We start from the raw sequence: 23037 nt of genomic DNA, 5'->3' as shown, positions 1-23037 counted from the left end.
CCCGTGCATAAAGAGGCAGGTGTTGCACCTGCCCCACAAACGCTGTGGCACATCTCAGGGGCTACATCAGTCGCTTGCGCTCGCTCGACGGTGCGATGCCGAGGGACTCGCGGTACTTGGCGACGGTGCGACGGGCGACCTGGATGCCTTGTGCCTCCAGTAAACCAGCGATCTTGCTGTCACTCAATGGCTTTTTCTGATTTTCCGCCGCAACCAGTTTCTTGATGATTGCGCGGATCGCCGTGGACGAGCATTCGCCGCCTTCCGAAGTGCTGACGTGGCTCGAGAAAAAGTATTTCAGTTCGTAGATGCCGCGGGGTGTATGCATGAATTTCTGCGTGGTCACCCGCGAAATGGTCGACTCGTGCATGCCCACTGCTTCGGCGATGTCATGCAGCACCAGGGGCTTCATCGCCTCGTCACCGTGATCGAGGAAGCCGCGTTGATGCTCGACGATCTGCGTGGCCACCTTCATCAGCGTTTCGTTGCGGCTCTGCAGGCTCTTGATGAACCAGCGTGCCTCCTGCAACTGGTTGCGCATGAAGGTGTTGTCGGCGCTGGTATCGGCGCGACGCACGAACCCTGCGTACTGCGGGTTGACGCGCAGGCGCGGGATTGCCTCCTGATTCAGCTCGACCAGCCAGCGATCGCTGTCCTTGCGCACGATGACATCAGGCACCACGTATTCCGGCTCGCTGGATTCGATCTGCGAACCCGGGCGCGGGTTGAGGCTCTGCACCAGTTCGATGACCTGACGCAATTCGTCTTCCTTGAGCTTCATGCGGCGCATCAGCTGGCTGTAGTCGCGCCCACCGAGCAGGTCGATGAAGTCGCTGACCAGGCGCTTGGCCTCGGCCATCCACGGCGTGCTGGCGGGTAGCTGGCGCAACTGCAGCAGCAGGCATTCGCCCAGGTTGCGCGCAGCAATGCCGGCAGGTTCGAACTGCTGGATGCGGTGCAGTACCGCTTCGACCTCGTCGAGCTCGATGTCAAGCTCCGGGTCGAAACCGGCGCAAATCTCTTCGAGGGTGTCTTCCAGGTAGCCCTGGCCGTTGATGCTGTCGATCAGGGTGACGGCGATCAGGCGGTCGGTGTCGGACATCGGTGCCAGGTTCAGCTGCCACAACAGGTGGCTTTGCAGGCTCTCGCCGGCGGATGTGCGGGTGGTGAAATCCCACTCGTCGTCATCGTTGCTCGGCAGGCTGCTGGCGCTGGTCTGGTAGATGTCTTCCCAGGCCGTGTCGACCGGAAGCTCGTTGGGGATTCGCTCGCTCCACTCACCGTCTTCCAGGTTTTCGGCACTGGCGGTGCTTTCCTGGAAACTGTTGTCCTGAACTTCGGCGACCGGTTTGTTCTCGGCGTTGTCCGCCATCGGGTCACTGTTGTCGAAGTCGTCGCCGTCTTCCTGACGTTCGAGCATCGGATTGGACTCCAGCGCTTCCTGGATTTCCTGCTGGAGGTCCAGGGTGGAGAGCTGAAGTAGGCGGATGGCCTGTTGCAACTGCGGGGTCATCGTCAGTTGCTGGCCCATTTTTAGGACGAGCGATGGTTTCATGGCTGGGGCTAAATACCTTGTTCGCCGGCGCGCATGCGCCATCCACTACACGAGGGCGCCGGAGCGCCAAATTCAAGCAAGTTTTATGCCTTAAATTGTAGCGTTTGCCTAGAGCACTGTAACAACTTAAGCCCCATCAAGGCGGCAAAGCCCGTGCTCCAGGCACGTCCTGGGATCAGAGCCGGAACTCGTGGCCCAGGTAAACTTCCTTGACCAGCTCATTGGCCAGGATGGTCTGCGCATCGCCTTCGGCAATCAATTGGCCGTCGTTGACGATGTAGGCGGTTTCGCAGATATCCAGTGTCTCGCGGACGTTGTGGTCGGTGATCAATACACCGATGCCCTTGGCCTTGAGGTGGTGGATGATCTGCTTGATGTCGCCGACCGAAATCGGGTCGACACCGGCAAAGGGTTCGTCCAGCAGGATGAACTTCGGTGCGGTCGCCAGGGCGCGTGCGATCTCGACGCGGCGGCGCTCGCCACCGGACAGGCTCATGCCGAGGTTGTCGCGGATGTGGCTGATGTGGAACTCCTGCAGCAGGCTTTCCAGCTCCTTGCGACGGCCCTCGCGGTCGAGCTCCTTGCGGGTCTCGAGGATGGCCATGATGTTGTCGGCCACCGACAGCTTGCGGAAGATCGAGGCTTCCTGCGGCAGGTAGCCGATGCCGGCGCGTGCGCGGCCGTGCATGGGCTGGTGGCTGACATCGAGGTTGTCGATGCGCACACGGCCCTGATCGGCCTGGACCAGGCCGACGATCATGTAGAAGCAGGTGGTCTTGCCGGCGCCGTTGGGGCCGAGCAGGCCGACGATCTGGCCGCTGTCGATCGACAGGCTGACGTCGCGCACGACCTGCCGACCTTTGTAGCTCTTGGCCAGGTGCTGGGCTTTGAGGGTTGCCATTTACTCGGCCTTCTTCTTCGGCTGGATCACCATGTCGATACGCTGACGCGGAGCGGTGACGTTGCCGCCACGACCGGCGGTCGCCACCTGGGACTTGGTGTTGTAGACGATTTTCTCGCCTTCGGTGGTGTTGCCTTCGTTCTCGACCTTGGCGCGGTCAGTGAGGATCACCGTGTCTTTTTGCGCCTGGTACTGGATGGTCACGGCCCAGCCTTTCATCTTGTCAGGCTTGGCAGTGCTCTGCTGTTGCTCGAAATAGGCCAGGTTGCCCACCGAGGTGACCACGTCGATGTCGCCGTTGGCGGCACGGGTCATGGTCACGGTGTTACCTTTGATCATCATCGAACCTTGGGTGATGATCACGTCACCGGTATAGGTGGCCACGCCTTGCTTGTCGTCCAGGTGCGCGTTGTCGGCCTGGATGCGTATCGGCTGGTCACGGTCGGTCGGCAGGGCGAAGGCGCTCGCGCTTCCCAGTGCTGCGCTCAGGCTGAGCAAAAGGGGGAGGGTTTTAACGAGCCTCATACTGTCCTCTTACGTTAGAGAGCAGGTCCATCCTGCCTTCTTTCAAATACGCTTTCATTCCTTTGCCCGTAGTCGTGCCACCGGCGCCGTCGATTCTAACGGCTTGCTCGGTCTGCGCATATTGCTTCTGCGGGAACACAGTCATGCGTGAACTGGTAATGATGGTTTCACGCTGCTTTTCGTCGGTACGGGCGACTCGAACCTTGTCGATCAGTTCGACCTCGGTGCCATCGGGGTTGACCTCGGCGCGTACGCTCTGCACGTGCCAGGGATATTCGGTGCCCCGGTACATGTGCAGGTCGGGCGTGGTCACCAGTGTGACCTCGGTGGCCTTGAGGTGTTCGACCTTGTCGGCGGTCATTTCGTATTGCAGCTTGCCGTCGGGCAGAAACTGCACGCTATGGGCGTTGATCGCGTAATAGTCGATGGCGCTTTCGTCGACCTGCGCCACCGGCTTGTCCATGAAGCTCTCGGGGCTGACATTCCAATAGCCGATGGCCACCAGCAGGGCGGCGATTACCGCGAGCAGCGCAAAATTGCGGGCTTTCTTGCTGAACATGGGTAGCCTTACAGGTAGTTGGCGTTGGCAGCGTCCAGGGTGCCCTGGGCCTGCATGATAAGTTCACAAAACTCGCGCGCGGCACCTTCGCCACCACGTGCCTGGGTCACGCCATGGGCGTGCTGGCGTACGAACGGCGCGGCGCTGGCCACGGCCATGCCCAGGCCGACCCGGCGAATCACCGGCAGGTCGGGCAGGTCGTCGCCAAGATAAGCGACTTGCTCATAGCTTAGGCCCAGTTCGGCGAGCAGGCCGTCGAGTACCACCAATTTGTCCTCGCGGCCCTGGAACAGGTGCGGGATGCCGAGGTTCTTCGCCCGGCGCTCGACCACCGGGGTCTTGCGCCCGCTGATGATCGCCGTGGTCACGCCCGAGGCCATGAGCATCTTGATGCCCTGGCCGTCGAGGGTGTTGAAGGTCTTGAATTCGCTGCCGTCCTCGAGAAAGTACAGGCGGCCGTCGGTAAGTACGCCGTCGACGTCGAATACGGCCAGTTTGATGGCTTGGCCGCGTTGCATCAGGTCGTGGGTCATTTGCACTGTCTCCTCTACATCACGCCGGCGCGCAGCAGGTCGTGCATGTTCAGGGCGCCGGTCGGGCGCTCTTCCTTGTCCACCACCACCAAAGCGCTGATCTTGTGGTCTTCCATGATCTTCAGGGCCTCGGCGGCGAGCATTTCGGCGCGGGCGGTCTTGCCGTGCACGGTCATGACCTGGTCGATCAGGGTGGTATGCACGTCGATGCTGCGGTCCAGAGCGCGGCGCAGGTCGCCGTCGGTGAAGATCCCGGCCAGCTTGCCGTCCGCTTCGACCACCACGGTCATGCCCAGGCCCTTGCGCGACATTTCAAGCAACGCGTCCTTGAGCAGGGTGCCACGTTGCACTTGCGGCAGTTCATCGCCGGCGTGCATGACATTCTCTACCTTGAGCAGCAAGCGCCGGCCCAGTGCACCGCCTGGGTGGGAGAAGGCAAAGTCTTCAGCGGTGAAACCACGGGCCTCGAGCAGGGCGATGGCCAGGGCGTCGCCCAGTACCAGGGCCGCAGTGGTCGAGGAGGTCGGCGCCAGGTTGAGCGGGCAGGCTTCTTGAGCGACGCGCGCGTCAAGGTTGGCTTCGGCGGCTTGGGCCAGCGGCGAGTCGGGGTTGCCGGTCAGGCTGATCAGCTGGATGCCCAGGCGCTTGATCAGCGGTAGCAAGGTGACGATCTCGGCGGTGCTGCCAGAGTTGGACAAGGCCAGGATGACATCGTCACGGGTGATCATGCCCATGTCGCCATGGCTGGCTTCGGCCGGATGCACGAAAAACGCCGGCGTGCCGGTACTGGCCAGGGTTGCGGCGATCTTGTTGCCGATATGCCCCGACTTGCCCATGCCGACCACCACGACTCGGCCCTTGCTCGCCAGGATCAGCTCGCAGGCCTTGACGAAGTTGGCATCGATACTGGCCGCCAGGCCTTGTACGGCCTCGATTTCCAGGCGCAGGGTGCGCTGGGCGGACTGGATCAGCTCACTGGATTGGCTCATGTCGAAAAGCAATGCCTGATGAAAAGGCGGCGATTATAGCCGCAATGGAAGAAAGCCTCACCCTTTCGATTGCTGTAACAAATGTCATCAAAGCCTGTCGTTGGCCTGAACGACGCGTTTCATGGCCTTGGGGGCGCCCGCTCTGCGGTGCTATAGTTCGCCGCAATTCGGCCCGCCAGGGGCGCGTGTGCCTTCAAGAAGAGGGCAGGCGTCCACTAGAACGAGGCTGCACTAGCAAGGAGTCTAGATGAGTGTGGATAGCGCCTACGCGGTCGAGTTGAAGGGCGTCACCTTCAAGCGCGGTTCGCGCAGCATTTTCAGCAATGTCGACATACGCATACCCCGCGGCAAGGTCACTGGCATCATGGGGCCTTCGGGGTGCGGCAAGACGACGCTGCTGCGCCTGATGGGCGCGCAACTGCGTCCGTCCAGCGGCGAGGTCTGGGTGGCCGGGCAGAACCTGCCAAGCCTGTCGCGCAGCGACCTGTTCGACGCGCGCAAGCAGATGGGCGTGCTGTTCCAGAGCGGCGCACTGTTTACCGACCTCGATGTGTTCGAGAACGTGGCCTTCCCGCTGCGCGTGCACACGCAGCTGTCGGACGAGATGATCCGCGACATCGTGTTGATGAAGCTGCAGGCCGTGGGCCTGAGAGGCGCCATCGACCTGATGCCCGACGAGCTGTCCGGTGGCATGAAGCGCCGCGTGGCCTTGGCCCGGGCGATTGCCCTGGACCCGCAGATCCTCATGTACGACGAGCCGTTCGTCGGCCAGGACCCGATCGCCATGGGTGTATTGGTGCGCCTGATCCGCTTGCTCAACGATGCCCTGGGCATCACCAGCATCGTGGTGTCCCACGACCTGGCGGAAACCGCCAGCATCGCCGACTACATTTATGTCGTTGGGGATGGCCAGGTGCTCGGCCAGGGCACCCCCGATGAGCTGATGGGCTCGGACAATCCGCGTATTCGCCAGTTCATGAAAGGCGACCCGGACGGCCCGGTGCCCTTCCACTTTCCTGCGCCTGACTACCGCGCCGATCTGCTGGGGGCGCGTTGATGCGCAGAAAATCCTTACTTGAACGCATCCGCCTGTTCGGCCGCTCGGCGATCGACGTGCTGGCGGTACTCGGACGTTCCTGCCTGTTCCTGTTCCATGCGCTGATCGGCCGTGGCGGCATCGGCGGCGGCTTTCAGCTGCTGACCAAGCAGCTGTATTCGGTGGGCGTGCTGTCGCTGGCGATCGTTACCGTGTCTGGTGTGTTCATCGGCATGGTGCTGGCGCTGCAGGGCTACAGCATCCTGACCAAGTACGGCTCCGAGCAGGCGGTCGGGCAGATGGTCGCCCTGACCTTGCTGCGTGAGCTCGGCCCGGTGGTCACCGCGTTGCTGTTCGCCGGCCGCGCCGGTTCTGCGCTGACCGCCGAGATCGGCAACATGAAGTCCACCGAGCAGCTGTCGAGCCTGGAGATGATCGGCGTCGACCCGCTCAAGTACATCGTCGCGCCGCGTCTGTGGGCCGGTTTCATTTCGTTGCCGCTGCTGGCGCTGATCTTCAGCGTGGTCGGCATCTGGGGTGGCTCGTGGGTCGCGGTCGACTGGCTGGGCGTCTACGAAGGCTCGTTCTGGGCCAACATGCAGAACAGTGTTTCCTTTACCGACGACGTGCTCAACGGCCTGGTCAAGAGCTTGGTGTTCGCCTTCGTCACCACCTGGATCGCCGTGTTCCAGGGGTATGACTGCGAGCCCACCTCAGAGGGGATCAGCCGTGCCACCACCAAGACCGTGGTCTATGCCTCGTTGGCAGTACTGGGTCTGGACTTTATTCTGACCGCCTTGATGTTTGGAGATTTCTGATGCAAAACCGCACCCTGGAAATCGGTGTCGGCCTGTTCCTTCTGGCCGGGATCCTGGCGTTGCTGCTGCTGGCCCTGCGTGTCAGCGGGCTGTCGGCCAGCCCGAGCAGCGATACCTATAAAGTTTATGCGTACTTCGACAATATTGCCGGTTTGACGGTCAGAGCTAAAGTGACCATGGCCGGTGTGACGATCGGCAAGGTCACCGCCATCGATCTGGACCGTGATTCCTACACCGGTCGGGTGACGTTGCAGCTGGACGGCAAGGTCGACAACCTGCCGACCGACTCCACCGCGTCGATCCTGACCGCCGGTTTGCTTGGCGAGAAGTACATCGGCATCAGCGTGGGCGGCGAAGAAGAGGTGCTCAAGGACGGCGCGACCATCCATGACACCCAGTCGGCGCTGGTGCTGGAAGATCTGATTGGCAAGTTCCTGCTCAATACCGTGGGCAAGGAACCAAAAGAAGCGCAACCGGCTAATTAAGGAGTTTCCATGATTTCGATCCTGCGACGTGGCCTGCTGGTGCTGCTGGCGGCCTTTCCCCTGCTGACCATGGCCGCCCAGTCACCCCACGATGTGGTGCAGAGCACCACCACCGAGTTGCTGGGTGAGCTCAAGGCCAACAAGGAGCAGTACAGGGCCAACCCGCAAGCCTTCTACGACACGCTCAATCGCATCCTCGGCCCGGTGGTCGATGCCGATGGTATCTCCAAGAGCATCATGACCGTGAAGTACTCGCGCAAGGCCACGCCCGCGCAGATGCAGCGCTTCCAGGAAAACTTCAAGCGCAGCCTGTTCCAGTTCTACGGTAACGCGCTGCTCGAGTACAACAACCAGGGCATCGTCGTCGACCCGGCCAAGGCCGATGACGGCAAGCGCGCCAGTGTCGGCATGAAGGTTACCGGCAACAATGGCGCCGTCTACCCGGTGCAGTACACCCTGGAAAACCTCGGCGGCGAGTGGAAGGTACGTAACGTCATCGTCAATGGCATCAACATCGGCAAGCTGTTCCGCGATCAGTTCGCCGATGCCATGCAGCGCAATGGCAACGACCTGGACAAGACCATCGACGGCTGGGCCGGCGAAGTGGCCAAGGCCAAGCAGGCTGCCGACCAGTCGCCAGAGAAGACCGTCAAATGAGTGAGGCCGCCGTGAGCATGGCCGAGCCAGGCGTGCTGCGCCTGGCCGGCGTGCTGGATTACCGCAGCGGCCCGGCCTTGCGCAAGCAGGGCAAGGCGCTGATCGATGCCTCGCGCGAACCCCGCCTGGTGCTCGATTGCTCGGCAGTCGAGAAGTCGTCGAGTGTCGGCCTGTCGCTGTTGCTGGCGTTCATCCGCGATGGCCAGGCCAGCGGCAAGGCCTTCGAGGTGCGTGGCATGCCCAGCGACATGCAGGAAATTGCCGGGGTTTATGACCTCGATGAAGTGCTGGCGAGCTGATGGCTCGCCGTTGATTGAGGCCCCTCGGTCAGCGCACGCCCTCGGTGGGCTTCGCAGGCGAGGGGCTTTTTTGTATGATGGCCGACCCGTGCGCATCGGGCGCCGATTGAGGTTGAGCATGCAGGCCGTAGAAGTTAAGAGCTTCCTTGAAGAAAAATTGCCGGGATCCCGGGTCGAAGTTGAAGGCGAAGGCTGCAACTTCCAATTGAACGTGATCAGCGACGAGTTGGCTGGCCTGAGCCCGGTCAAGCGTCAGCAGGCGATCTATGCTCACCTTAATCCCTGGATCGCCAATGGCAGCATCCATGCGGTAACCATGAAATTTTTCAGCAGCGCAGCCTGGGCTGAGCGCACCTGAGCCAACTTGGCGGCGAGACTCCAATGGACAAACTGATTATTACTGGCGGCGCTCGCCTTGACGGCGAGATCCGCATTTCGGGCGCGAAGAACGCGGCCCTGCCGATTCTGGCGGCGACCCTGCTGGCTGATGGCCCGGTCACCGTGGGCAACCTGCCACACCTGCACGACATCACCACCATGATCGAGCTGTTCGGGCGCATGGGCATCGAGCCTGTGATCGACGAGAAGCTGGCGGTGGAGATCGACCCGCGCACCATCAAGACCCTGGTCGCGCCCTACGAGCTGGTCAAGACCATGCGCGCCTCGATCCTCGTGCTCGGCCCGATGGTCGCCCGTTTCGGTGAGGCCGAAGTGGCCCTGCCAGGCGGCTGCGCGATCGGTTCGCGTCCGGTCGACCTGCACATCCGCGGCCTCGAAGCCATGGGCGCGAAAATCGAAGTCGAAGGTGGCTACATCAAGGCCAAGGCCCCCGAAGGCGGCCTGCGTGGCGCGCACTTCTTCTTCGATACCGTGAGCGTCACCGGTACCGAGAACATCATGATGGCCGCTGCCCTGGCCAAGGGCCGCAGCGTGCTGCAGAACGCCGCACGCGAGCCTGAAGTGGTCGACCTGGCCAACTTCATCAACGCCATGGGCGGCAAGGTCCAAGGCGCCGGCACCGACACCATCACCATCGATGGCGTCGAGCGTCTGCACTCGGCCAGTTACCGAGTCATGCCTGACCGTATCGAAACCGGCACCTACCTGGTCGCCGCTGCTGTGACCGGCGGCCGCGTCAAGGTCAAGGACACCGACCCGACCATCCTTGAAGCCGTGCTGGAGAAACTCAAGGAAGCCGGCGCTGACCTGACCACCGGTGAAGACTGGATCGAGCTGGACATGCATGGCAAGCGGCCGAAAGCCGTCAACCTGCGCACCGCCCCGTACCCGGCGTTCCCTACCGACATGCAGGCACAGTTCATCTCGCTCAACGCCATTGCCGAAGGCACCGGCGCAGTGATCGAGACGATCTTCGAAAACCGCTTCATGCACGTGTACGAAATGCACCGCATGGGCGCGCAGATCCAGGTCGAAGGCAACACTGCCATCGTCACTGGCGTACCAACGCTCAAAGGCGCCCCAGTGATGGCGACCGACCTGCGTGCTTCGGCCAGCCTGGTGCTGTCGGCGCTGGTCGCCGAAGGCGATACCCTGATCGACCGCATCTACCACATCGACCGTGGTTACGAGTGCATCGAAGAGAAACTGCAGATGCTCGGCGCGAAGATCCGCCGCGTACCGGGCTAACTGTGGGAGCGGGCTTGTCCCGCGAAGGAGGCACCGCAGTGCATGGCACCGGCTTTGCCGGTGTTCGCGGGGCTAGCCCGCTCCCACACAGCAATTGAATGCGGCCAGGTCGATGACCTGGCCGGCAGTAGCCGCTTAAGGACCGACGTTCCAATGTTGACCATCGCGCTTTCCAAAGGCCGCATCCTCGACGATACCCTGCCATTGCTGGCCGAGGCCGGTATCGTGCCGACCGAGAATCCGGACAAGAGCCGCAAGCTGATCATCCCCACCACCCAGGACGACGTGCGCCTGCTGATCGTGCGCGCCACCGACGTGCCGACCTATGTCGAGCATGGCGCCGCCGACCTCGGCGTGGCGGGCAAGGACGTGCTGATGGAGTACGGCGGCCAGGGCCTGTACGAGCCGCTGGACCTGCAGATCGCCCAGTGCAAGCTGATGACCGCGGGCGTCACCGGTGCGCCAGAGCCCAAGGGCCGCCTGCGCGTCGCCACCAAGTTCGTCAACGTAGCCAAGCGCTATTACGCCGAACAGGGCCGCCAGGTCGACATCATCAAGCTGTACGGCTCGATGGAGCTGGCGCCGCTGATCAACCTCGCCGACAAGATCATCGACGTCGTCGACACCGGCAATACGCTGCGCGCCAACGGCCTGGAGCCCCAGGACCTGATCGCCACGATCAGCTCGCGCCTGGTGGTCAACAAGGCCTCCATGAAGATGCAGCATGCCCGTATCCAGAGCCTGATCGACACGCTTCGTCAAGCGGTCGAATCGCGACACCGCGGCTGATCCCTGTGCGCGGCCTTCGCTGCCGCGCCCGTCTATCCGCGTCATAGCCACTTTTCTCGGGTGCCCGCGCGGATGGACTGGTAGCCTAGGGCGCCTGAGCATTCGCTAATAATCGAGGCCCTCGCCATGACCGTGTCCACTGCAATTGCCCGTCTCAACGCCGCTGATCCGGATTTCGCCCGACATCTGGATCATCTGCTGAGCTGGGAAAGTGTGTCCGATGACGCGGTCAACCAGCGCGTGCTCGACATCATCAAGGCCGTGCGCGAACGCGGCGATGCGGCGCTGGTGGAATTCACCCAGCGTTTCGATGGCGTCGATGCCACGTCCATCGATGACCTGATTCTGGGCCGTGAGCGCCTGGAGCTCGCCCTGACCCGCATTACCGACACCCAGCGTGCGGCCCTGGAAAAAGCCGCCGAACGTGTGCGCATCTACCACGAACGGCAGAAGCAGGACTCCTGGCAGTACACCGAAGCCGACGGTACCGTGCTCGGCCAGAAGGTCACCCCACTGGATCGCGCCGGCTTGTATGTGCCGGGCGGCAAGGCGTCGTACCCATCGTCGGTGTTGATGAACGCCATCCCGGCCAAGGTTGCCGGTGTCGCCGAAGTGGTCATGGTCGTGCCCACGCCGCGTGGTGAAGTCAACGAACTGGTGCTGGCTGCGGCCTGCATCGCCGGAGTCGACCGCGTATTCACCGTGGGCGGCGCACAGGCGGTAGCGGCCCTGGCCTATGGCACCGAAAGCGTGCCGCAAGTCGACAAGATCGTCGGCCCGGGCAACATCTACGTGGCAACCGCCAAGCGTCACGTGTTCGGCCAGGTCGGTATCGACATGATCGCCGGCCCTTCGGAAATCCTCGTGGTCTGCGACGGCCAGACCGACCCGGACTGGATCGCCATGGACCTGTTCTCCCAGGCCGAGCACGACGAAGATGCCCAGGCCATTCTGGTCAGCCCGGACGCCGAGTTCCTCGACCGCGTCGCCGCCAGCATCGACAAATTGATGCCGACCATGGAGCGCGCCGAGATCATCGAAAAATCCATCAATGGCCGTGGCGCGCTGATCCAGGTGCGCGACATGCAGCAAGCCATCGAGGTGGCCAACCGCATCGCGCCCGAGCACCTTGAGCTGTCGGTCGCCGACCCGCAGGCCTGGCTGCCGCAGATCCGCCACGCCGGCGCGATCTTCATGGGCCGCCACACCAGCGAAGCGCTCGGCGACTACTGCGCCGGCCCCAACCACGTGCTGCCGACCTCCGGCACCGCGCGGTTCTCGTCGCCGCTGGGGGTGTATGACTTCCAGAAGCGTTCGTCGATCATCTTCTGCTCCGAGCAGGGCGCTTCCGAGCTGGGCCACACCGCCTCGGTCCTGGCCCGTGGCGAGTCGCTGACCGCCCACGCCCGCAGTGCCGAATACCGTATCCTCACCCAAGACAAGGGGAACTGAGCATGAGTCGATTCTGGAGCCCCTTCGTCAAGGACCTGGTGCCTTACGTCCCGGGCGAGCAGCCCAAGCTGGCACGGCTGGTCAAGCTGAACACCAACGAGAACCCCTATGGCCCGTCGCCCAAGGCGCTGGAAGCCATGCGCGCAGAGCTCAGCGACAACCTGCGGTTGTACCCCGACCCGAACAGTGACCGGCTCAAGCAGGCGGTAGCCGAGTATTACGGGGTAACGCCCAGTCAGGTATTCGTCGGCAACGGTTCGGACGAGGTGCTGGCGCACATCTTCCACGGCCTGTTCCAGCACGATCGCGGCGCGCTGCTGTTCCCGGATGTCAGCTACAGCTTCTACCCGGTGTATTGCGGCCTGTACGGCATCCCGTTCGAGCAGGTACCGCTGGATGAGCAGTTCCAGATCCGCGTGGAGGACTACGCCAAGCCCAACGCTGGAATCATCTTCCCCAACCCCAATGCGCCGACCGGCTGCCTGATGCCGCTGCAGGCGGTCGAGCAACTGTTGCAAGCCAACCGCGACTCGGTGGTGGTGGTGGATGAAGCCTACATCGACTTCGGTGGCGAAACGGCCATCAGCCTGGTGGGCCGCTACGACAACCTGCTGGTGACTCAGACTCTGTCCAAGTCACGTTCGTTGGCCGGCCTGCGTGTTGGCCTGGCGGTGGGGCACCCGGATCTGATCGAGGCGTTGGAGCGGATCAAGAACAGCTTCAACTCCTACCCGTTGGACCGCATGGCGATCGTTGGCGCCGCAGTCGCCTTCGAAGACCAGGCCTACTTCGAAGAAACTTGCCGCAAGGTGATCGACAGCCGCGAAGCATTGATCGAGCAGTTGACCGCCAAAGGCTTCGAAGTACTGCCTTCGGCTGCCAACTTCATCTTCGCACGCCACCCGCAGGAAGATGCGGCGCAGCTGGCGGCGCGTCTGCGTGAACAAGGGGTGATCGTGCGCCACTTCAAGCAGCAGCGCATCGCCCAGTTCCTGCGTATCACCATCGGTACGCCGGAAATGAACCAGGCGTTGATCGACGCTTTGGGCTGATCGTCGTAGGGGCGTCCAACGGCCCCCGCACTATGGTTCCACGACCATGTGGCGAAGCACGATCGCAGCGACCGCTGTTTGCGGCAGCGTCGCTTCGCTCAGCAGTTTGTTGCTGGCAATGAAAATTTTCCGTTCGCTTTTCGTTTGGCCCCCATGTCCCTTGCCTGATACCTTCTCACGCCCGTGGTCGGTGCTGACGATCACCAGCCAGTCTTCAAGCGGGTTTTTTGCGCTGCGTTCGGCGACTTTGTCCAGCAGTTGCCCCAGCCGCGCGTCGACCTCACGCAGCGCTTGCTGGTACTCGGGACCGAAGCCGTGGCTGTGACCTGCTATGTCGGGGTCATCCAGTTGAATGAAGGTGAAGTCGGCAGATGTGTTTGTGAGGATCTCCAGTGCCCGGGCAGTGACGCGTTCATCCGGCAAGCCGCTTTCGCGCACGTTGTTGTCATGGGCGTCCTGCAGCAGGAAGGCCGTATTGATGGGGGACCAGTTCACCACGCTGGAAAGGTAGGCGTTAGGCTCTGCCTCGCGCAGACGTTTGAACAGGCTGGGATAGGCCGGATCGACGCGCAGGTGAAGTTCATTGGAGACGACACCATGCTTGTTGGCCCACACGCCGGTGAGCATTGATATCCATCCGGGGCCGCTCACCGTCTTTTGCTGGCTTTCAGTGCCGATGACGCCGCCGGTGAATGCCTCCCTGACCTTCAGACGCTTCAGGGCAGTCGAATCGCCGAGCTTTAGATATTCTTCATACTGAACGCCGTCCATTCCGACGATCAACGTTTTAGGCTGCAATACCTGTGGCGTGGGGTCGCAACCTGCCAATAGCAAACAGGACAGCAGAAGCGATCTATATAGGGGCATTGCTCGAAGTCCTTTGATATGAGCACAAAGCGTTGCAGCAAGCCATCGCGTGTTCAACTGGTAGAAATACCAGGTGATTTACTTCATTCACTGTGCTGGCTTAAGCTAGATAAATTCATCGGATGATTGGTTGAGTGAGCATGAGTACTGAGCTGTCCAGACGATCTCTGGTCGAACTCGCCGTCGATCGCATGCGTGAACGCATCCTCGAAGGCGACTGGCGGGTAGGGCAGCGCCTGCCAACCGAACCGGAACTGGCCCTCGAATTTGGTATCAGCCGCAACACAGTGCGCGAAGCCATGCGCGTGCTCGCCTTCAGTGGCCTGGTGGAAATCCGCCAAGGCGACGGCAGTTACCTGCGCACCAGCCAGGATCCGCTGCTGGCCGTACAGGCGATGTCACGCTGCACCTTGGAGCAGGCCCGGGAGACCCGTCACATCCTCGAAACCGAGGCCATCGGCCTGGCCGCACTGCGGCGTACCGATGCCGACCTGCTGAGCCTGCGCGCGGCGCTCACCGGCAGCGCCGAACACTTTCATGGTGACGTCGATGCCTATATCAGCTGCGATATGGTGTTTCACCAATGCCTGATCGACGCTGCGCACAATCCGGCACTGAGCGAGCTGTACCGCTATTTCTCAGGTGTCGTGGCCGCGGCGCTGCAGCACAACATGGCCAGCGCCCCACGCTGCCAGGCGACCTTCGACCTGCATGGGCAGATCCTCGACGCCATCGAACAACGTGATCCGGAGCGGGCCAAGCGCCTGAGCCGGACCCTTATCGAATCCTGATAACGAGAAGGCCATGGCTGAACCAATCATCCGTGACACCCCCGCCCGCGAGCGGGAGATCGAAGAACTGCTGATCGATGCCGAAGCCGATGATGCGCAAGTGCAGCACCAGCCGGTACTGCTGAAACGGCCCTGGTTGCTGTTGCTGGGCCTGGTGCTGGTGGCGCTGAACCTGCGGCCGGCCCTTTCGAGCATGGCCCCCGTGCTTGGCCTGGTGAGCGAGGGCCTGGGCCTGAGTGCTTCACAGGCAGGTTTGCTGACCACCCTGCCGGTACTGTGCCTGGGCCTGTTCGCGCCGCTGGCGCCAGTCCTTGCCCGCCGTTTCGGCAGTGAGCGGGTAATCCTCGGCATTCTCTCGACCCTGGCCCTGGGCATCCTGGTACGCAGCGTATTTGGCGAGGCCGGGGTGTTTCTGGGCAGTGTGCTGGCCGGTGCCAGCATCGGCATCATCGGCGTGTTGTTGCCGGGCATCGTCAAGCGCGACTTCCCCAAGCATGCCGGCACTCTGACCGGGGTCTACACCATGGCCCTGTGCCTGGGCGCGGCCATGGCGGCTGGCGCGACGGTGCCGCTGACTGAACGCTTCGAGGGCAGTTGGGCGCTTGGCCTGGGCTTCTGGATGATCCCGGCATTGCTGGCCATGCTGGTCTGGCTCCCCCAGGCGCGCCAGGGGCATGGCTTGCACAAGGTGGCTTACCGGGTGCGTGGCCTGTGGCGTGATCCGCTGGCCTGGCAGGTGACCTTGTACATGGGTTTGCAGTCGTCGCTGGCGTATATCGTCTTCGGCTGGTTGCCGTCGATCTTGATTGGCCGTGGCCTGAGCCCTACCGAAGCGGGCCTGGTGCTTTCCGGTTCGGTGATCGTGCAACTGGTCAGCTCGCTCAGCGCACCCTGGTTGGCGACCCGGGGCAAAGACCAACGGCTGGCGATCGTGGTAGTCATGCTGATCACCTTGGCCGGCCTGTTCGGGTGCCTGTACGCGCCCCTTACCGGGCTGTGGGGCTGGGCGGTGCTACTCGGGTTGGGGCAGGGCGGGACCTTTGCCCTGGCACTGACGCTGATCGTGCTGCGCTCCAGGGACGCCCATGTGGCGGCCAACCTGTCGAGCATGGCCCAGGGCGTGGGTTACACCCTGGCCTCCATGGGGCCGTTCGCGGTGGGGCTGGTGCATGATCTGACTGGCGGCTGGGCGGCGGTGGGGTGGATTTTCGCGGTGTTGGGCGTGGGTGCCATCGTGTTCGGTCTTGGGGCAGGGCGGGCGCTGCATGTGCAGGTGAGCAGCGAAAAAGTCTGAACCTTGTTCCGCCAGTGCCGGCCCTTTCGCGGGGCAAGCCCGCTCCCACAGGTTCACTACAGCCTTCTGTGGGAGCGGGCTTGCCCCGCGAAGAGGCCGGCACTGGCATAAGCGATTGAGGCAGATTATCGTGCAGCTTCCCAATCCCAGGACGGACCAGCCCATGAGCGATGCCAACCGCGACCTGATCACCCGCTTCTATCAAGCCTTCCAGCGCCTGGACGCCGAGGCGATGGTGGCCTGCTACAGCGAGGACATCGTGTTCAGCGACCCGGTATTCGGTACCTTGCGCGGTCGTGATGCGGGTGACATGTGGCGCATGCTGACCAGCCGTGCCAAGGACTTTTCGCTGACGTTCGACCAGGTCCGCGCAGACGAGCGCAGCGCCAGTGCCCATTGGGTGGCGACCTACCTGTTCAGCCAGACCGGCCGCACTGTGGTCAACGACATCCAGGCGCGCTTCGTCATCCGCGACGGGCTGATCTGCCAGCATGACGACAGTTTCGACCTGTGGCGCTGGTCGCGGCAGGCGCTGGGTGCCCCGGGGGTGTTGTTGGGCTGGTCGCCGATGTTGCAGAACAAGGTGCGTCAGCAGGCGTTCAAAGGCCTGCGTACGTTCCAGCAGGCGCGTTGACCACTGTGAGCGAAGTTGCCGAAACCTCCACGTGCAAGCCGTGGTACCTGTATCTGGTGCGGGCCGCCAATGGTTCCTTGTACTGTGGTATCAGCGACGACCCTCAGCGGCGCTTCGTGGCGCATCAGAAGGGGCAGGGTGCGCGCTATTTCAAGACCAGCCCGGCGCAGGCGCTGGTCTATGTCGAACAGTGGCCGGACAAGGGCGAGGCGTTGCGTCAGGAGCGCCTGGTGAAGAAGTTGCGCAAGTCGGCGAAGGAGGCGTTGGTCGCCTCCTATGCAGGCGGCTGATCAGTCCTTGCGGCGCTTGAGCTGATCCACCAGCTGGGTCGGCAGGCCCTTGATGATCAGCGTGCCGGCCACCTCGTCATACTCCACCTTATCCCCCAGCAGGTGCGCTTCGAAGCTGATCGACAAGCCTTCGGCGCGCCCGGTGAAGCGGCGGAACTGATTGAGGGTGCGTTTATCCGCCGGAATCTCCGGTGACAGGCCGTAATCCTTGTTGCGGATGTGGTCGTAAAACGCTTTCGGGCGGTCTTCGTCGATCAGGCTCGACAGCTCTTCCAAGGTCACCGGCTCGCCCAGCTTGGTCTGGGTGGTGGCGTACTCGACCAGGGTCTGGGTCTTCTCCCGAGCAGACTCCTCGGGCAGGTCCTCGCTTTCGACGAAATCGCTGAAGGCCTTGAGCAGGGTGCGGGTTTCACCCGGGCCGTCGACGCCTTCCTGGCAGCCGATGAAGTCGCGGAAGTAGTCCGAGACTTTCTTGCCGTTCTTGCCCTTGATGAACGAGATGTATTGCTTGGAGTTCTGGTTGTTCTTCCATTCCGACAGGTTGATGCGCGCTGCCAGGTGCAACTGGCCCAGGTCCAGATGGCGTGACGGCGTCACATCCAGCTCGGCGTTCACTGCCACTCCTTCACTATGGTGCAGCAGGGCGATGGCCAGGTAGTCGGTCATGCCTTGTTGGTAGTGGGCGAACAGGATGTGGCCGCCGGTGGAGAGATTGGATTCTTCCATCAGCTTTTGCAGGTGTTCGACGGCCACCCGGCTGAAGGCGGCGAAGTCCTTCTCGTCTTCCAGATACTGCTTCAGCCAGCCGCTCAGCGGGTAAGCGCCGGATTCGCCGTGGAAGAAGCCCCAGGCTTTGCCTTGCTTGGCGTTGTAGCTGTCGTTGAGGTCGGCCAGCAGGTTTTCGATCGCGTCCGATGCGCCCAGCTCGGTATCCCGAGCATGGAGCACGGCGGGGCTGCCATCGGGCTTCTTGTCGATCAGGTGAACGATGCAATGACGGATTGGCATGGAATTCTCGGTGGGTCGGGGCGCGGTCAGGCGCCGCGCGTAAAAGTGGGCCAGTTTACCGCAGACCACAGGTGATGCAGTGGCCGGATGTTGGCAGAAATGCCGGTTGTTGATTTTTTGTTCAATTTTTTGCGTTTTCGGCTGAAACCCCCGAAAAACCTGCACTAAATTGAAGCGGGCAGCGGATATTTATCCTTTCCTGTGGTAGCTTTGCGCGGTCTTGCGCACCTCGGGTGGCGCATTGCTGGCAGCGCGCTTGCGGCGTGTCGAACCAAACGCCGATTTACGCATCTACATGCCCGATTGGCGCGGCCCTCCAGCATTCAGGGGCTGGCCCGATAACGTCATAGCGCGCTGCATAACCACTGAATTTGATAGGGAAGGAACACCACCATGGCATTGACCAAAGACCAACTGATTGCCGATATCGCCGAGTCGATCGCTCAGCCAAAAGCCACCGCCAAGAACGCTCTGGAGCAACTGGGCCAGATCGTTGCCGACCAACTGGAAAACGGCGCTGAAATCACTCTGCCAGGCATCGGCAAGCTGAAAGTCTCCGAGCGTCCTGCCCGTACCGGCCGCAACCCTTCGACTGGCGCAGCCATCGAAATCGCTGCCAAGAAGGTCGTCAAGTTCGTTCCAGCCAAGTCGCTGACCGACGCCATCAACAAGTAATTTGTTGACGCTTTGACGAAACCGCGCCCGGCTTGCCCGGGCGCGGTTTTTTCATGCCTGCGATTTGCGCGAAGCGTGCCAGGCCTGGCGTGCGGTGTCGTCATGGAAGCTCCAGGCGACCATGCGGCTCTGCTTTTGGCCTTGGCCCATCTCGACAATGCGCACGGCCTTGGCGCCGGCCTTTTTCAGCGTCGCTTCGATACCGGGCAGGTTGCTGGCCTTGGACACCAGGCTGGTGAACCACAGCACCTGCTGTGCGTATTGCACGCTTTCGCCGACCAACTGGCTGACGAAGCGAATCTCGCCCCCCTCGCACCACAGCTCATTGTTCTGCCCGCCGAAGTTGAGCACGGGTAGCTTGCGCTTGGGGTCCTGCTTGCCGAGGTTTTTCCACTTGCGCTGGCTGCCACGGGTGGCTTCCTCGCGTGAGGCGTGGAAGGGCGGGTTGCACAGGGTCAGGTCGAAGCGCTCGTCCGCCTGCAGCAGGCCAGTGAGGATGTGTTTGGCATTGGCTTGCTGGCGCAGGGCAATGCCTTTGCTCAGGCCGTTGGCCTGGACGATGGCCTTGGCCGATGCCAGTGCCACCGGGTCGATGTCCGAACCGAGGAAGCGCCAGCGGTAGTCGCTGTGGCCGAGCAGAGGGTAGATGCAGTTGGCGCCGACGCCGATGTCCAGCGCACGCACCTGGGCGCCGCTGGGCACTTCACCGCCATTGTCTTCGGCCAGCAGGTCGGCGGCCACATGCAGGTAGTCGGCGCGGCCGGGGATGGGCGGGCACAGGTAGTCGGCCGGGATGTCCCAGTGCTGGATGCCGTACTGGGCCTTGAGCAGCGCACGGTTGAACACCCGCACGGCTTCGGGGTTGGCGAAGTCGATGCTGGGTTTGCCGTGGGGGTTGGTGATGGTGAAGCGAGCCAGGTCAGGGTGGGCCTTGATCAGGCTTGGGAAGTCGTAGCGGCCCTGGTGGCGGTTGCGCGGGTGAAGCGTGGGTTTCTGGGTCATTCTTGAATCCAATTGGGCATCGCTGGCCTGGGGCCGCTGTGCGGCCCATTCGCGGCACAAGGCCGCTCCCACAGGATAGTGGAGCCATCACTGGCTACTTTCTCCTGTGGGAGCGGCCTTGTGCCGCGAACGAGGGCGAAGCCCTCGCCGGTCAGATCAGCGCTGTCAGGTTACAGCGCAGCAATCCGCGCATGCTGCTCGGTGAAGTTGGCCAGGGCCTGCTCGGACTCGGCCAGCTTGGCGCGCTCCTTCTCGATCACCGCAGGGGGGGCCTTGTCGACGAAGGCGGCGTTGGACAGCTTGCCGCCGACACGTTGCACTTCACCTTGCAGGCGCTGGATTTCCTTGTTCAGGCGCGCCAGCTCGGCGTCCTTGTCGATCAGCCCGGCCATCGGCACCAGCACCTGCAGATCGCCTACCAGTGCGGTAGCCGACAACGGCGCTTCGTCGGCTTCGCCGAGCACGGTGAACGACTCGACCTTGGCCAGCTTCTTCAGCAGGGCTTCGTTTTCCTGCAGGCGACGCTGGTCATCGGCGTTGGCGTTCTTCAGGAACAGCGGCAGCGGCTTGCCTGGGCCGATGTTCATCTCGGCGCGGATGTTGCGCAGGCCGACCATCAGTTCCTTGAGCCATTCGATGTCGCCTTCGGCGGCGGCGTCGATGCGTGCTTCGTTAGCCACCGGCCACGGCTGCAGCATGATGGTCTTGCCGTCGATGCCGGCCAGCGGCGCGATGCGCTGCCAGATTTCTTCGGTGATGAACGGCATGAACGGATGGGCCAGGCGCAGCGCCACTTCCAGCACGCGCACCAGCGTGCGACGGGTGCCGCGGGCGCGCTCGACCGGGGCGTTTTCGTCCCACAGCACCGGCTTGGACAGCTCCAGGTACCAGTCGCAATATTGGTTCCAGATGAACTCGTACAGCGCCTGGCTGGCCAGGTCGAAGCGGAACTGCTCGAGCTGGCGGGTCACTTCGGCTTCGGTGCGCTGCAGCTGCGAGATGATCCAGCGGTCGGCCAGCGACAGCTCGTAGGCCTCGCCGTTCTGGCCGCAATCCTCGCCCTTGTCCAGCACGTAACGAGCAGCGTTCCAGATCTTGTTGCAGAAGTTGCGGTAGCCTTCGACGCGGCCCATGTCGAACTTGATGTCGCGGCCGGTGGAGGCCAGCGAGCAGAAGGTGAAGCGCAGGGCGTCGGTGCCGTAGCTGGCGATGCCTTCCGGGAATTCGGCCTTGGTCTGCTTGGCGATCTTCTCGGCAAGTTTTGGCTGCATCATGCCGCTGGTGCGTTTTTCCAGCAGGGCGTCGAGGGTGATGCCGTCGACGATGTCCAGCGGGTCCAGGACGTTGCCCTTGGACTTGGACATTTTCTGGCCCTGGCCATCACGCACCAGGCCGTGCACGTACACGGTCTTGAACGGCACCTGCGGGGTGCCATCCTCGTTCTTGATCAGGTGCATGGTCAGCATGATCATCCGGGCAACCCAGAAGAAAATGATGTCGAAGCCCGTGACCAGTACGTCGGTGGAGTGGAATTTCTTGAGGAATTCGGTCTGCTCCGGCCAGCCGAGGGTGGAGAAGGTCCACAGCCCCGAGCTGAACCAGGTGTCGAGCACGTCGTCGTCCTGGCGCAGCACCACGTCGGCACCGAGGTTGTGCTTGGCGCGCACTTCTTGCTCGTTGCGGCCGACATAGACCTGGCCGGCCTCGTCGTACCAGGCCGGGATGCGGTGGCCCCACCACAGCTGACGGCTGATGCACCAGTCCTGGATGTCACGCATCCACGAGAAGTACATGTTTTCGTACTGCTTGGGCACGAACTGGATGCGGCCATCTTCCACGGCGGCGATGGCAGGCTCTGCCAGCGGCTTGGTGGAGACGTACCACTGGTCGGTCAGCCACGGCTCGATGATGGTGCCGGAGCGGTCGCCCTTCGGCACTTTCAGCGCGTGGTCGTCGATGCTGACCAGCAAGCCCTGGGCGTCCAGGTCGGCGACGATCTGCTTGCGTGCGACGAAGCGGTCGAGGCCGGCATATTGGGCGGGCAGGGCGGTGTCGGCCTGCTCGTTAACGCTGCCGTCAAGGTTGAAGGCCTGGGCGGCGGACAGCACCAGGGCGTTCTTGTCGAAGATGTTGAGCAGCGGCAGGTTGTGGCGCTTGCCGACTTCGTAGTCGTTGAAGTCATGGGCCGGGGTGATCTTCACGCAGCCAGTGCCGAACTCGGGGTCGCAGTAATCATCGGCGATGATCGGGATGCGGCGGCCGACCAGCGGCAGCTCGACGAACTTGCCGATCAGTGCCTGATAGCGCTCGTCATTCGGGTTGACCGCGACGGCGGCGTCACCCAGCAGGGTTTCCGGACGGGTGGTGGCAACCACCAGGTGGTCCTTGCCATCGGCAGTCTTGGCGCCGTCGGCCAGCGGGTAGCGCAGGTTCCACAGGTGGCCCTTCTCGTCGTGGTTTTCCACTTCGAGGTCGGAAATCGCCGTGTGCAGCTTGGTGTCCCAGTTGACCAGGCGCTTGCCGCGGTAGATCAGGCCGTCTTCATGCAGGCGCACGAAGGCTTCCTTGACCGCTTCGGACAGGCCGTCGTCCATGGTGAAGCGCTCGCGGCTCCAGTCCACGGACGAACCCAGGCGACGAATCTGACGGCTGATGTTGCCACCGGACTGTTCTTTCCATTCCCAGACCTTGTCCAGGAAGGCTTCACGGCCCAGGTCGTGGCGATTCTGGCCCTTGGCTTCGAGCTGGCGCTCGACCAGCATCTGGGTGGCGATACCGGCGTGGTCGGTACCCGGCTGCCACAGGGTGTCGCGGCCTTGCATGCGGCGGAAACGGATCAACGCGTCCATGATGGCGTTGTTGAAACCGTGGCCCATGTGCAGGCTGCCCGTCACGTTCGGTGGCGGGATCATGATGGTGTAGGACTCGCCTGCACCTTGTGGAGCGAAATAGTTCTCGGACTCCCAGGTGTTGTACCAGGAAGTTTCGATGGCGTGCGGCTGGTAGGTCTTATCCATGCGCGGCGGGACCCTGTGCATTTATTCGGGAAAGCCGGGAAGTATAACGGAGGTGGGGGGTTGAGGCGACAGCCGCTGGGGCTGCTTTACAGCCCATTCGCGGGACAAGCCCGCTCCCAAAGAGGAATGCAGGCATTAGTGGAGCATGTGGGAGCGGGCTTG

General features: G+C 62.6%; 24 protein-coding genes and 1 pseudogene. 15 read left to right on the top strand and 10 right to left on the bottom strand.

The window, feature by feature from the left end; translation table 11 throughout:
- Nucleotides 1-61: 61 nt before the first annotated feature.
- The 6 genes from ACIPZF_RS07790 to ACIPZF_RS07765 form a co-directional block, all read right to left on the bottom strand.
- Complete coding sequence (locus ACIPZF_RS07790; protein ID WP_400797319.1) at nt 62-1555, bottom strand: RNA polymerase factor sigma-54; 1494 nt, start codon at nt 1553-1555, stop codon at nt 62-64.
- A 175-nt stretch (nt 1556-1730) separates the two neighbouring features.
- Entirely contained in the window at nt 1731-2456 is a 726-nt protein-coding gene (lptB, locus tag ACIPZF_RS07785; RefSeq protein ID WP_400797316.1) for an LPS export ABC transporter ATP-binding protein, read from the bottom strand.
- Nucleotides 2457-2981 (bottom strand): lipopolysaccharide transport periplasmic protein LptA, encoded by a 525-nt coding sequence (gene lptA / locus ACIPZF_RS07780; protein WP_400797314.1) that lies wholly within the window; start codon nt 2979-2981, stop codon nt 2457-2459. It abuts the gene before it with no gap.
- Nucleotides 2968-3540, bottom strand: coding sequence for an LPS export ABC transporter periplasmic protein LptC (gene lptC, locus ACIPZF_RS07775; protein ID WP_400797311.1), 573 nt, complete (start codon nt 3538-3540; stop codon nt 2968-2970). Before lptC ends, lptA begins: the two co-directional genes overlap by 14 nt.
- An 8-nt stretch (nt 3541-3548) precedes the next feature.
- Nucleotides 3549-4073 carry a KdsC family phosphatase gene (locus tag ACIPZF_RS07770; protein ID WP_400797309.1) on the bottom strand — a complete coding sequence of 175 codons (525 nt, stop codon included), beginning with the start codon at nt 4071-4073 and terminating at the stop codon, nt 3549-3551.
- Between the two features lie 14 nt (nt 4074-4087).
- Nucleotides 4088-5062, bottom strand: coding sequence for an SIS domain-containing protein (locus tag ACIPZF_RS07765; RefSeq protein ID WP_400797308.1), 975 nt, complete (start codon nt 5060-5062; stop codon nt 4088-4090).
- A gap of 247 nt (nt 5063-5309) precedes the next feature.
- Here ACIPZF_RS07765 and ACIPZF_RS07760 point away from each other — a divergent pair, with 247 nt between their 5' ends.
- The 10 genes from ACIPZF_RS07760 (at nt 5310) to hisC (ending at nt 13297) form a co-directional block, all read left to right on the top strand.
- Nucleotides 5310-6119, top strand: a complete 810-nt coding sequence (locus ACIPZF_RS07760) for an ATP-binding cassette domain-containing protein (protein WP_043213285.1) — start codon at nt 5310-5312, stop codon at nt 6117-6119.
- Nucleotides 6119-6916, top strand: a complete 798-nt coding sequence (mlaE, locus tag ACIPZF_RS07755; protein WP_400797305.1) for a lipid asymmetry maintenance ABC transporter permease subunit MlaE — start codon at nt 6119-6121, stop codon at nt 6914-6916. The genes ACIPZF_RS07760 and mlaE overlap by 1 nt, the downstream gene beginning before the upstream one ends.
- Nucleotides 6916-7401 (top strand): outer membrane lipid asymmetry maintenance protein MlaD, encoded by a 486-nt coding sequence (gene mlaD / locus ACIPZF_RS07750; RefSeq protein WP_400797304.1) that lies wholly within the window; start codon nt 6916-6918, stop codon nt 7399-7401. The genes mlaE and mlaD overlap by 1 nt, the downstream gene beginning before the upstream one ends.
- Before the next feature lie 9 nt (nt 7402-7410).
- Nucleotides 7411-8058: a phospholipid-binding protein MlaC gene (locus tag ACIPZF_RS07745; RefSeq protein WP_400797301.1), complete on the top strand. Its 648-nt coding sequence runs from the start codon at nt 7411-7413 to the stop codon at nt 8056-8058.
- A complete protein-coding gene (locus ACIPZF_RS07740; RefSeq protein WP_400797298.1) occupies nt 8055-8357 on the top strand; it encodes a lipid asymmetry maintenance protein MlaB in 303 nt (100 codons plus the stop codon). Before ACIPZF_RS07745 ends, ACIPZF_RS07740 begins: the two co-directional genes overlap by 4 nt.
- A gap of 118 nt (nt 8358-8475) precedes the next feature.
- The gene (locus ACIPZF_RS07735) at nt 8476-8715 is read left to right on the top strand and encodes a BolA family protein (RefSeq protein ID WP_003255121.1); all 240 of its coding nucleotides are present in this window, start codon (nt 8476-8478) and stop codon (nt 8713-8715) included.
- Nucleotides 8716-8738: 23 nt separating this feature from the next.
- The gene (gene murA, locus ACIPZF_RS07730; protein ID WP_400797296.1) at nt 8739-10004 is read left to right on the top strand and encodes a UDP-N-acetylglucosamine 1-carboxyvinyltransferase; all 1266 of its coding nucleotides are present in this window, start codon (nt 8739-8741) and stop codon (nt 10002-10004) included.
- Between the two features lie 153 nt (nt 10005-10157).
- Nucleotides 10158-10793: an ATP phosphoribosyltransferase gene (gene hisG / locus ACIPZF_RS07725; RefSeq protein WP_400797293.1), complete on the top strand. Its 636-nt coding sequence runs from the start codon at nt 10158-10160 to the stop codon at nt 10791-10793.
- Nucleotides 10794-10919: 126 nt separating this feature from the next.
- Nucleotides 10920-12245, top strand: coding sequence for a histidinol dehydrogenase (gene hisD / locus ACIPZF_RS07720; RefSeq protein WP_400797290.1), 1326 nt, complete (start codon nt 10920-10922; stop codon nt 12243-12245).
- A gap of 2 nt (nt 12246-12247) precedes the next feature.
- Nucleotides 12248-13297, top strand: a complete 1050-nt coding sequence (gene hisC / locus ACIPZF_RS07715) for a histidinol-phosphate transaminase (RefSeq protein ID WP_400797287.1) — start codon at nt 12248-12250, stop codon at nt 13295-13297.
- Between the two features lie 45 nt (nt 13298-13342).
- Here the strand turns inward: hisC and ACIPZF_RS07710 are convergent.
- Nucleotides 13343-14164, bottom strand: a pseudogene (locus ACIPZF_RS07710) (alkaline phosphatase family protein); the annotation flags it as partial.
- 140 nt (nt 14165-14304) lie between these two features.
- On the opposite strand from ACIPZF_RS07710, the gene ACIPZF_RS07705 reads away from it, so the two are divergent.
- The 4 genes from ACIPZF_RS07705 to ACIPZF_RS07690 all read left to right on the top strand — a co-directional run bounded on the left by ACIPZF_RS07705 (nt 14305) and on the right by ACIPZF_RS07690 (nt 17173).
- On the top strand, nt 14305-14955 hold the full coding sequence (locus tag ACIPZF_RS07705; protein WP_400797284.1) for a FadR/GntR family transcriptional regulator: 651 nt from the start codon (nt 14305-14307) through the stop codon (nt 14953-14955).
- Nucleotides 14956-14968: 13 nt separating this feature from the next.
- Complete coding sequence (locus tag ACIPZF_RS07700; protein ID WP_400797281.1) at nt 14969-16249, top strand: CynX/NimT family MFS transporter; 1281 nt, start codon at nt 14969-14971, stop codon at nt 16247-16249.
- Between the two features lie 163 nt (nt 16250-16412).
- Nucleotides 16413-16883, top strand: a complete 471-nt coding sequence (locus ACIPZF_RS07695; protein WP_400797278.1) for a nuclear transport factor 2 family protein — start codon at nt 16413-16415, stop codon at nt 16881-16883.
- A gap of 5 nt (nt 16884-16888) precedes the next feature.
- Nucleotides 16889-17173, top strand: a complete 285-nt coding sequence (locus tag ACIPZF_RS07690; protein WP_400797275.1) for a GIY-YIG nuclease family protein — start codon at nt 16889-16891, stop codon at nt 17171-17173.
- Here the strand turns inward: ACIPZF_RS07690 and yejK are convergent, their stop codons facing one another.
- Complete coding sequence (yejK, locus tag ACIPZF_RS07685; RefSeq protein WP_400797272.1) at nt 17174-18181, bottom strand: nucleoid-associated protein YejK; 1008 nt, start codon at nt 18179-18181, stop codon at nt 17174-17176. It lies immediately after the preceding gene.
- A 393-nt stretch (nt 18182-18574) separates the two neighbouring features.
- Between yejK and ACIPZF_RS07680 the strand changes: the two genes are divergently transcribed.
- Complete coding sequence (locus tag ACIPZF_RS07680; RefSeq protein ID WP_012316055.1) at nt 18575-18856, top strand: HU family DNA-binding protein; 282 nt, start codon at nt 18575-18577, stop codon at nt 18854-18856.
- A 51-nt stretch (nt 18857-18907) separates the two neighbouring features.
- On the opposite strand, the gene rlmF is transcribed toward ACIPZF_RS07680, so the two are convergent.
- The gene (gene rlmF / locus ACIPZF_RS07675; protein WP_400797269.1) at nt 18908-19858 is read right to left on the bottom strand and encodes a 23S rRNA (adenine(1618)-N(6))-methyltransferase RlmF; all 951 of its coding nucleotides are present in this window, start codon (nt 19856-19858) and stop codon (nt 18908-18910) included.
- A gap of 170 nt (nt 19859-20028) precedes the next feature.
- Entirely contained in the window at nt 20029-22875 is a 2847-nt protein-coding gene (locus ACIPZF_RS07670; protein ID WP_400797267.1) for a valine--tRNA ligase, read from the bottom strand.
- Nucleotides 22876-23037: the final 162 nt, after the last annotated feature.

Origin of the sequence: Pseudomonas sp. NPDC089752 (assembly GCF_044748725.1) — a bacterium.
Taxonomy (GTDB): Bacteria; Pseudomonadota; Gammaproteobacteria; order Pseudomonadales; family Pseudomonadaceae; genus Aquipseudomonas.
The sequence above is the reverse complement of the archived record's forward strand: the minus strand, read 5'-3'. Positions and strand labels throughout refer to the sequence as shown.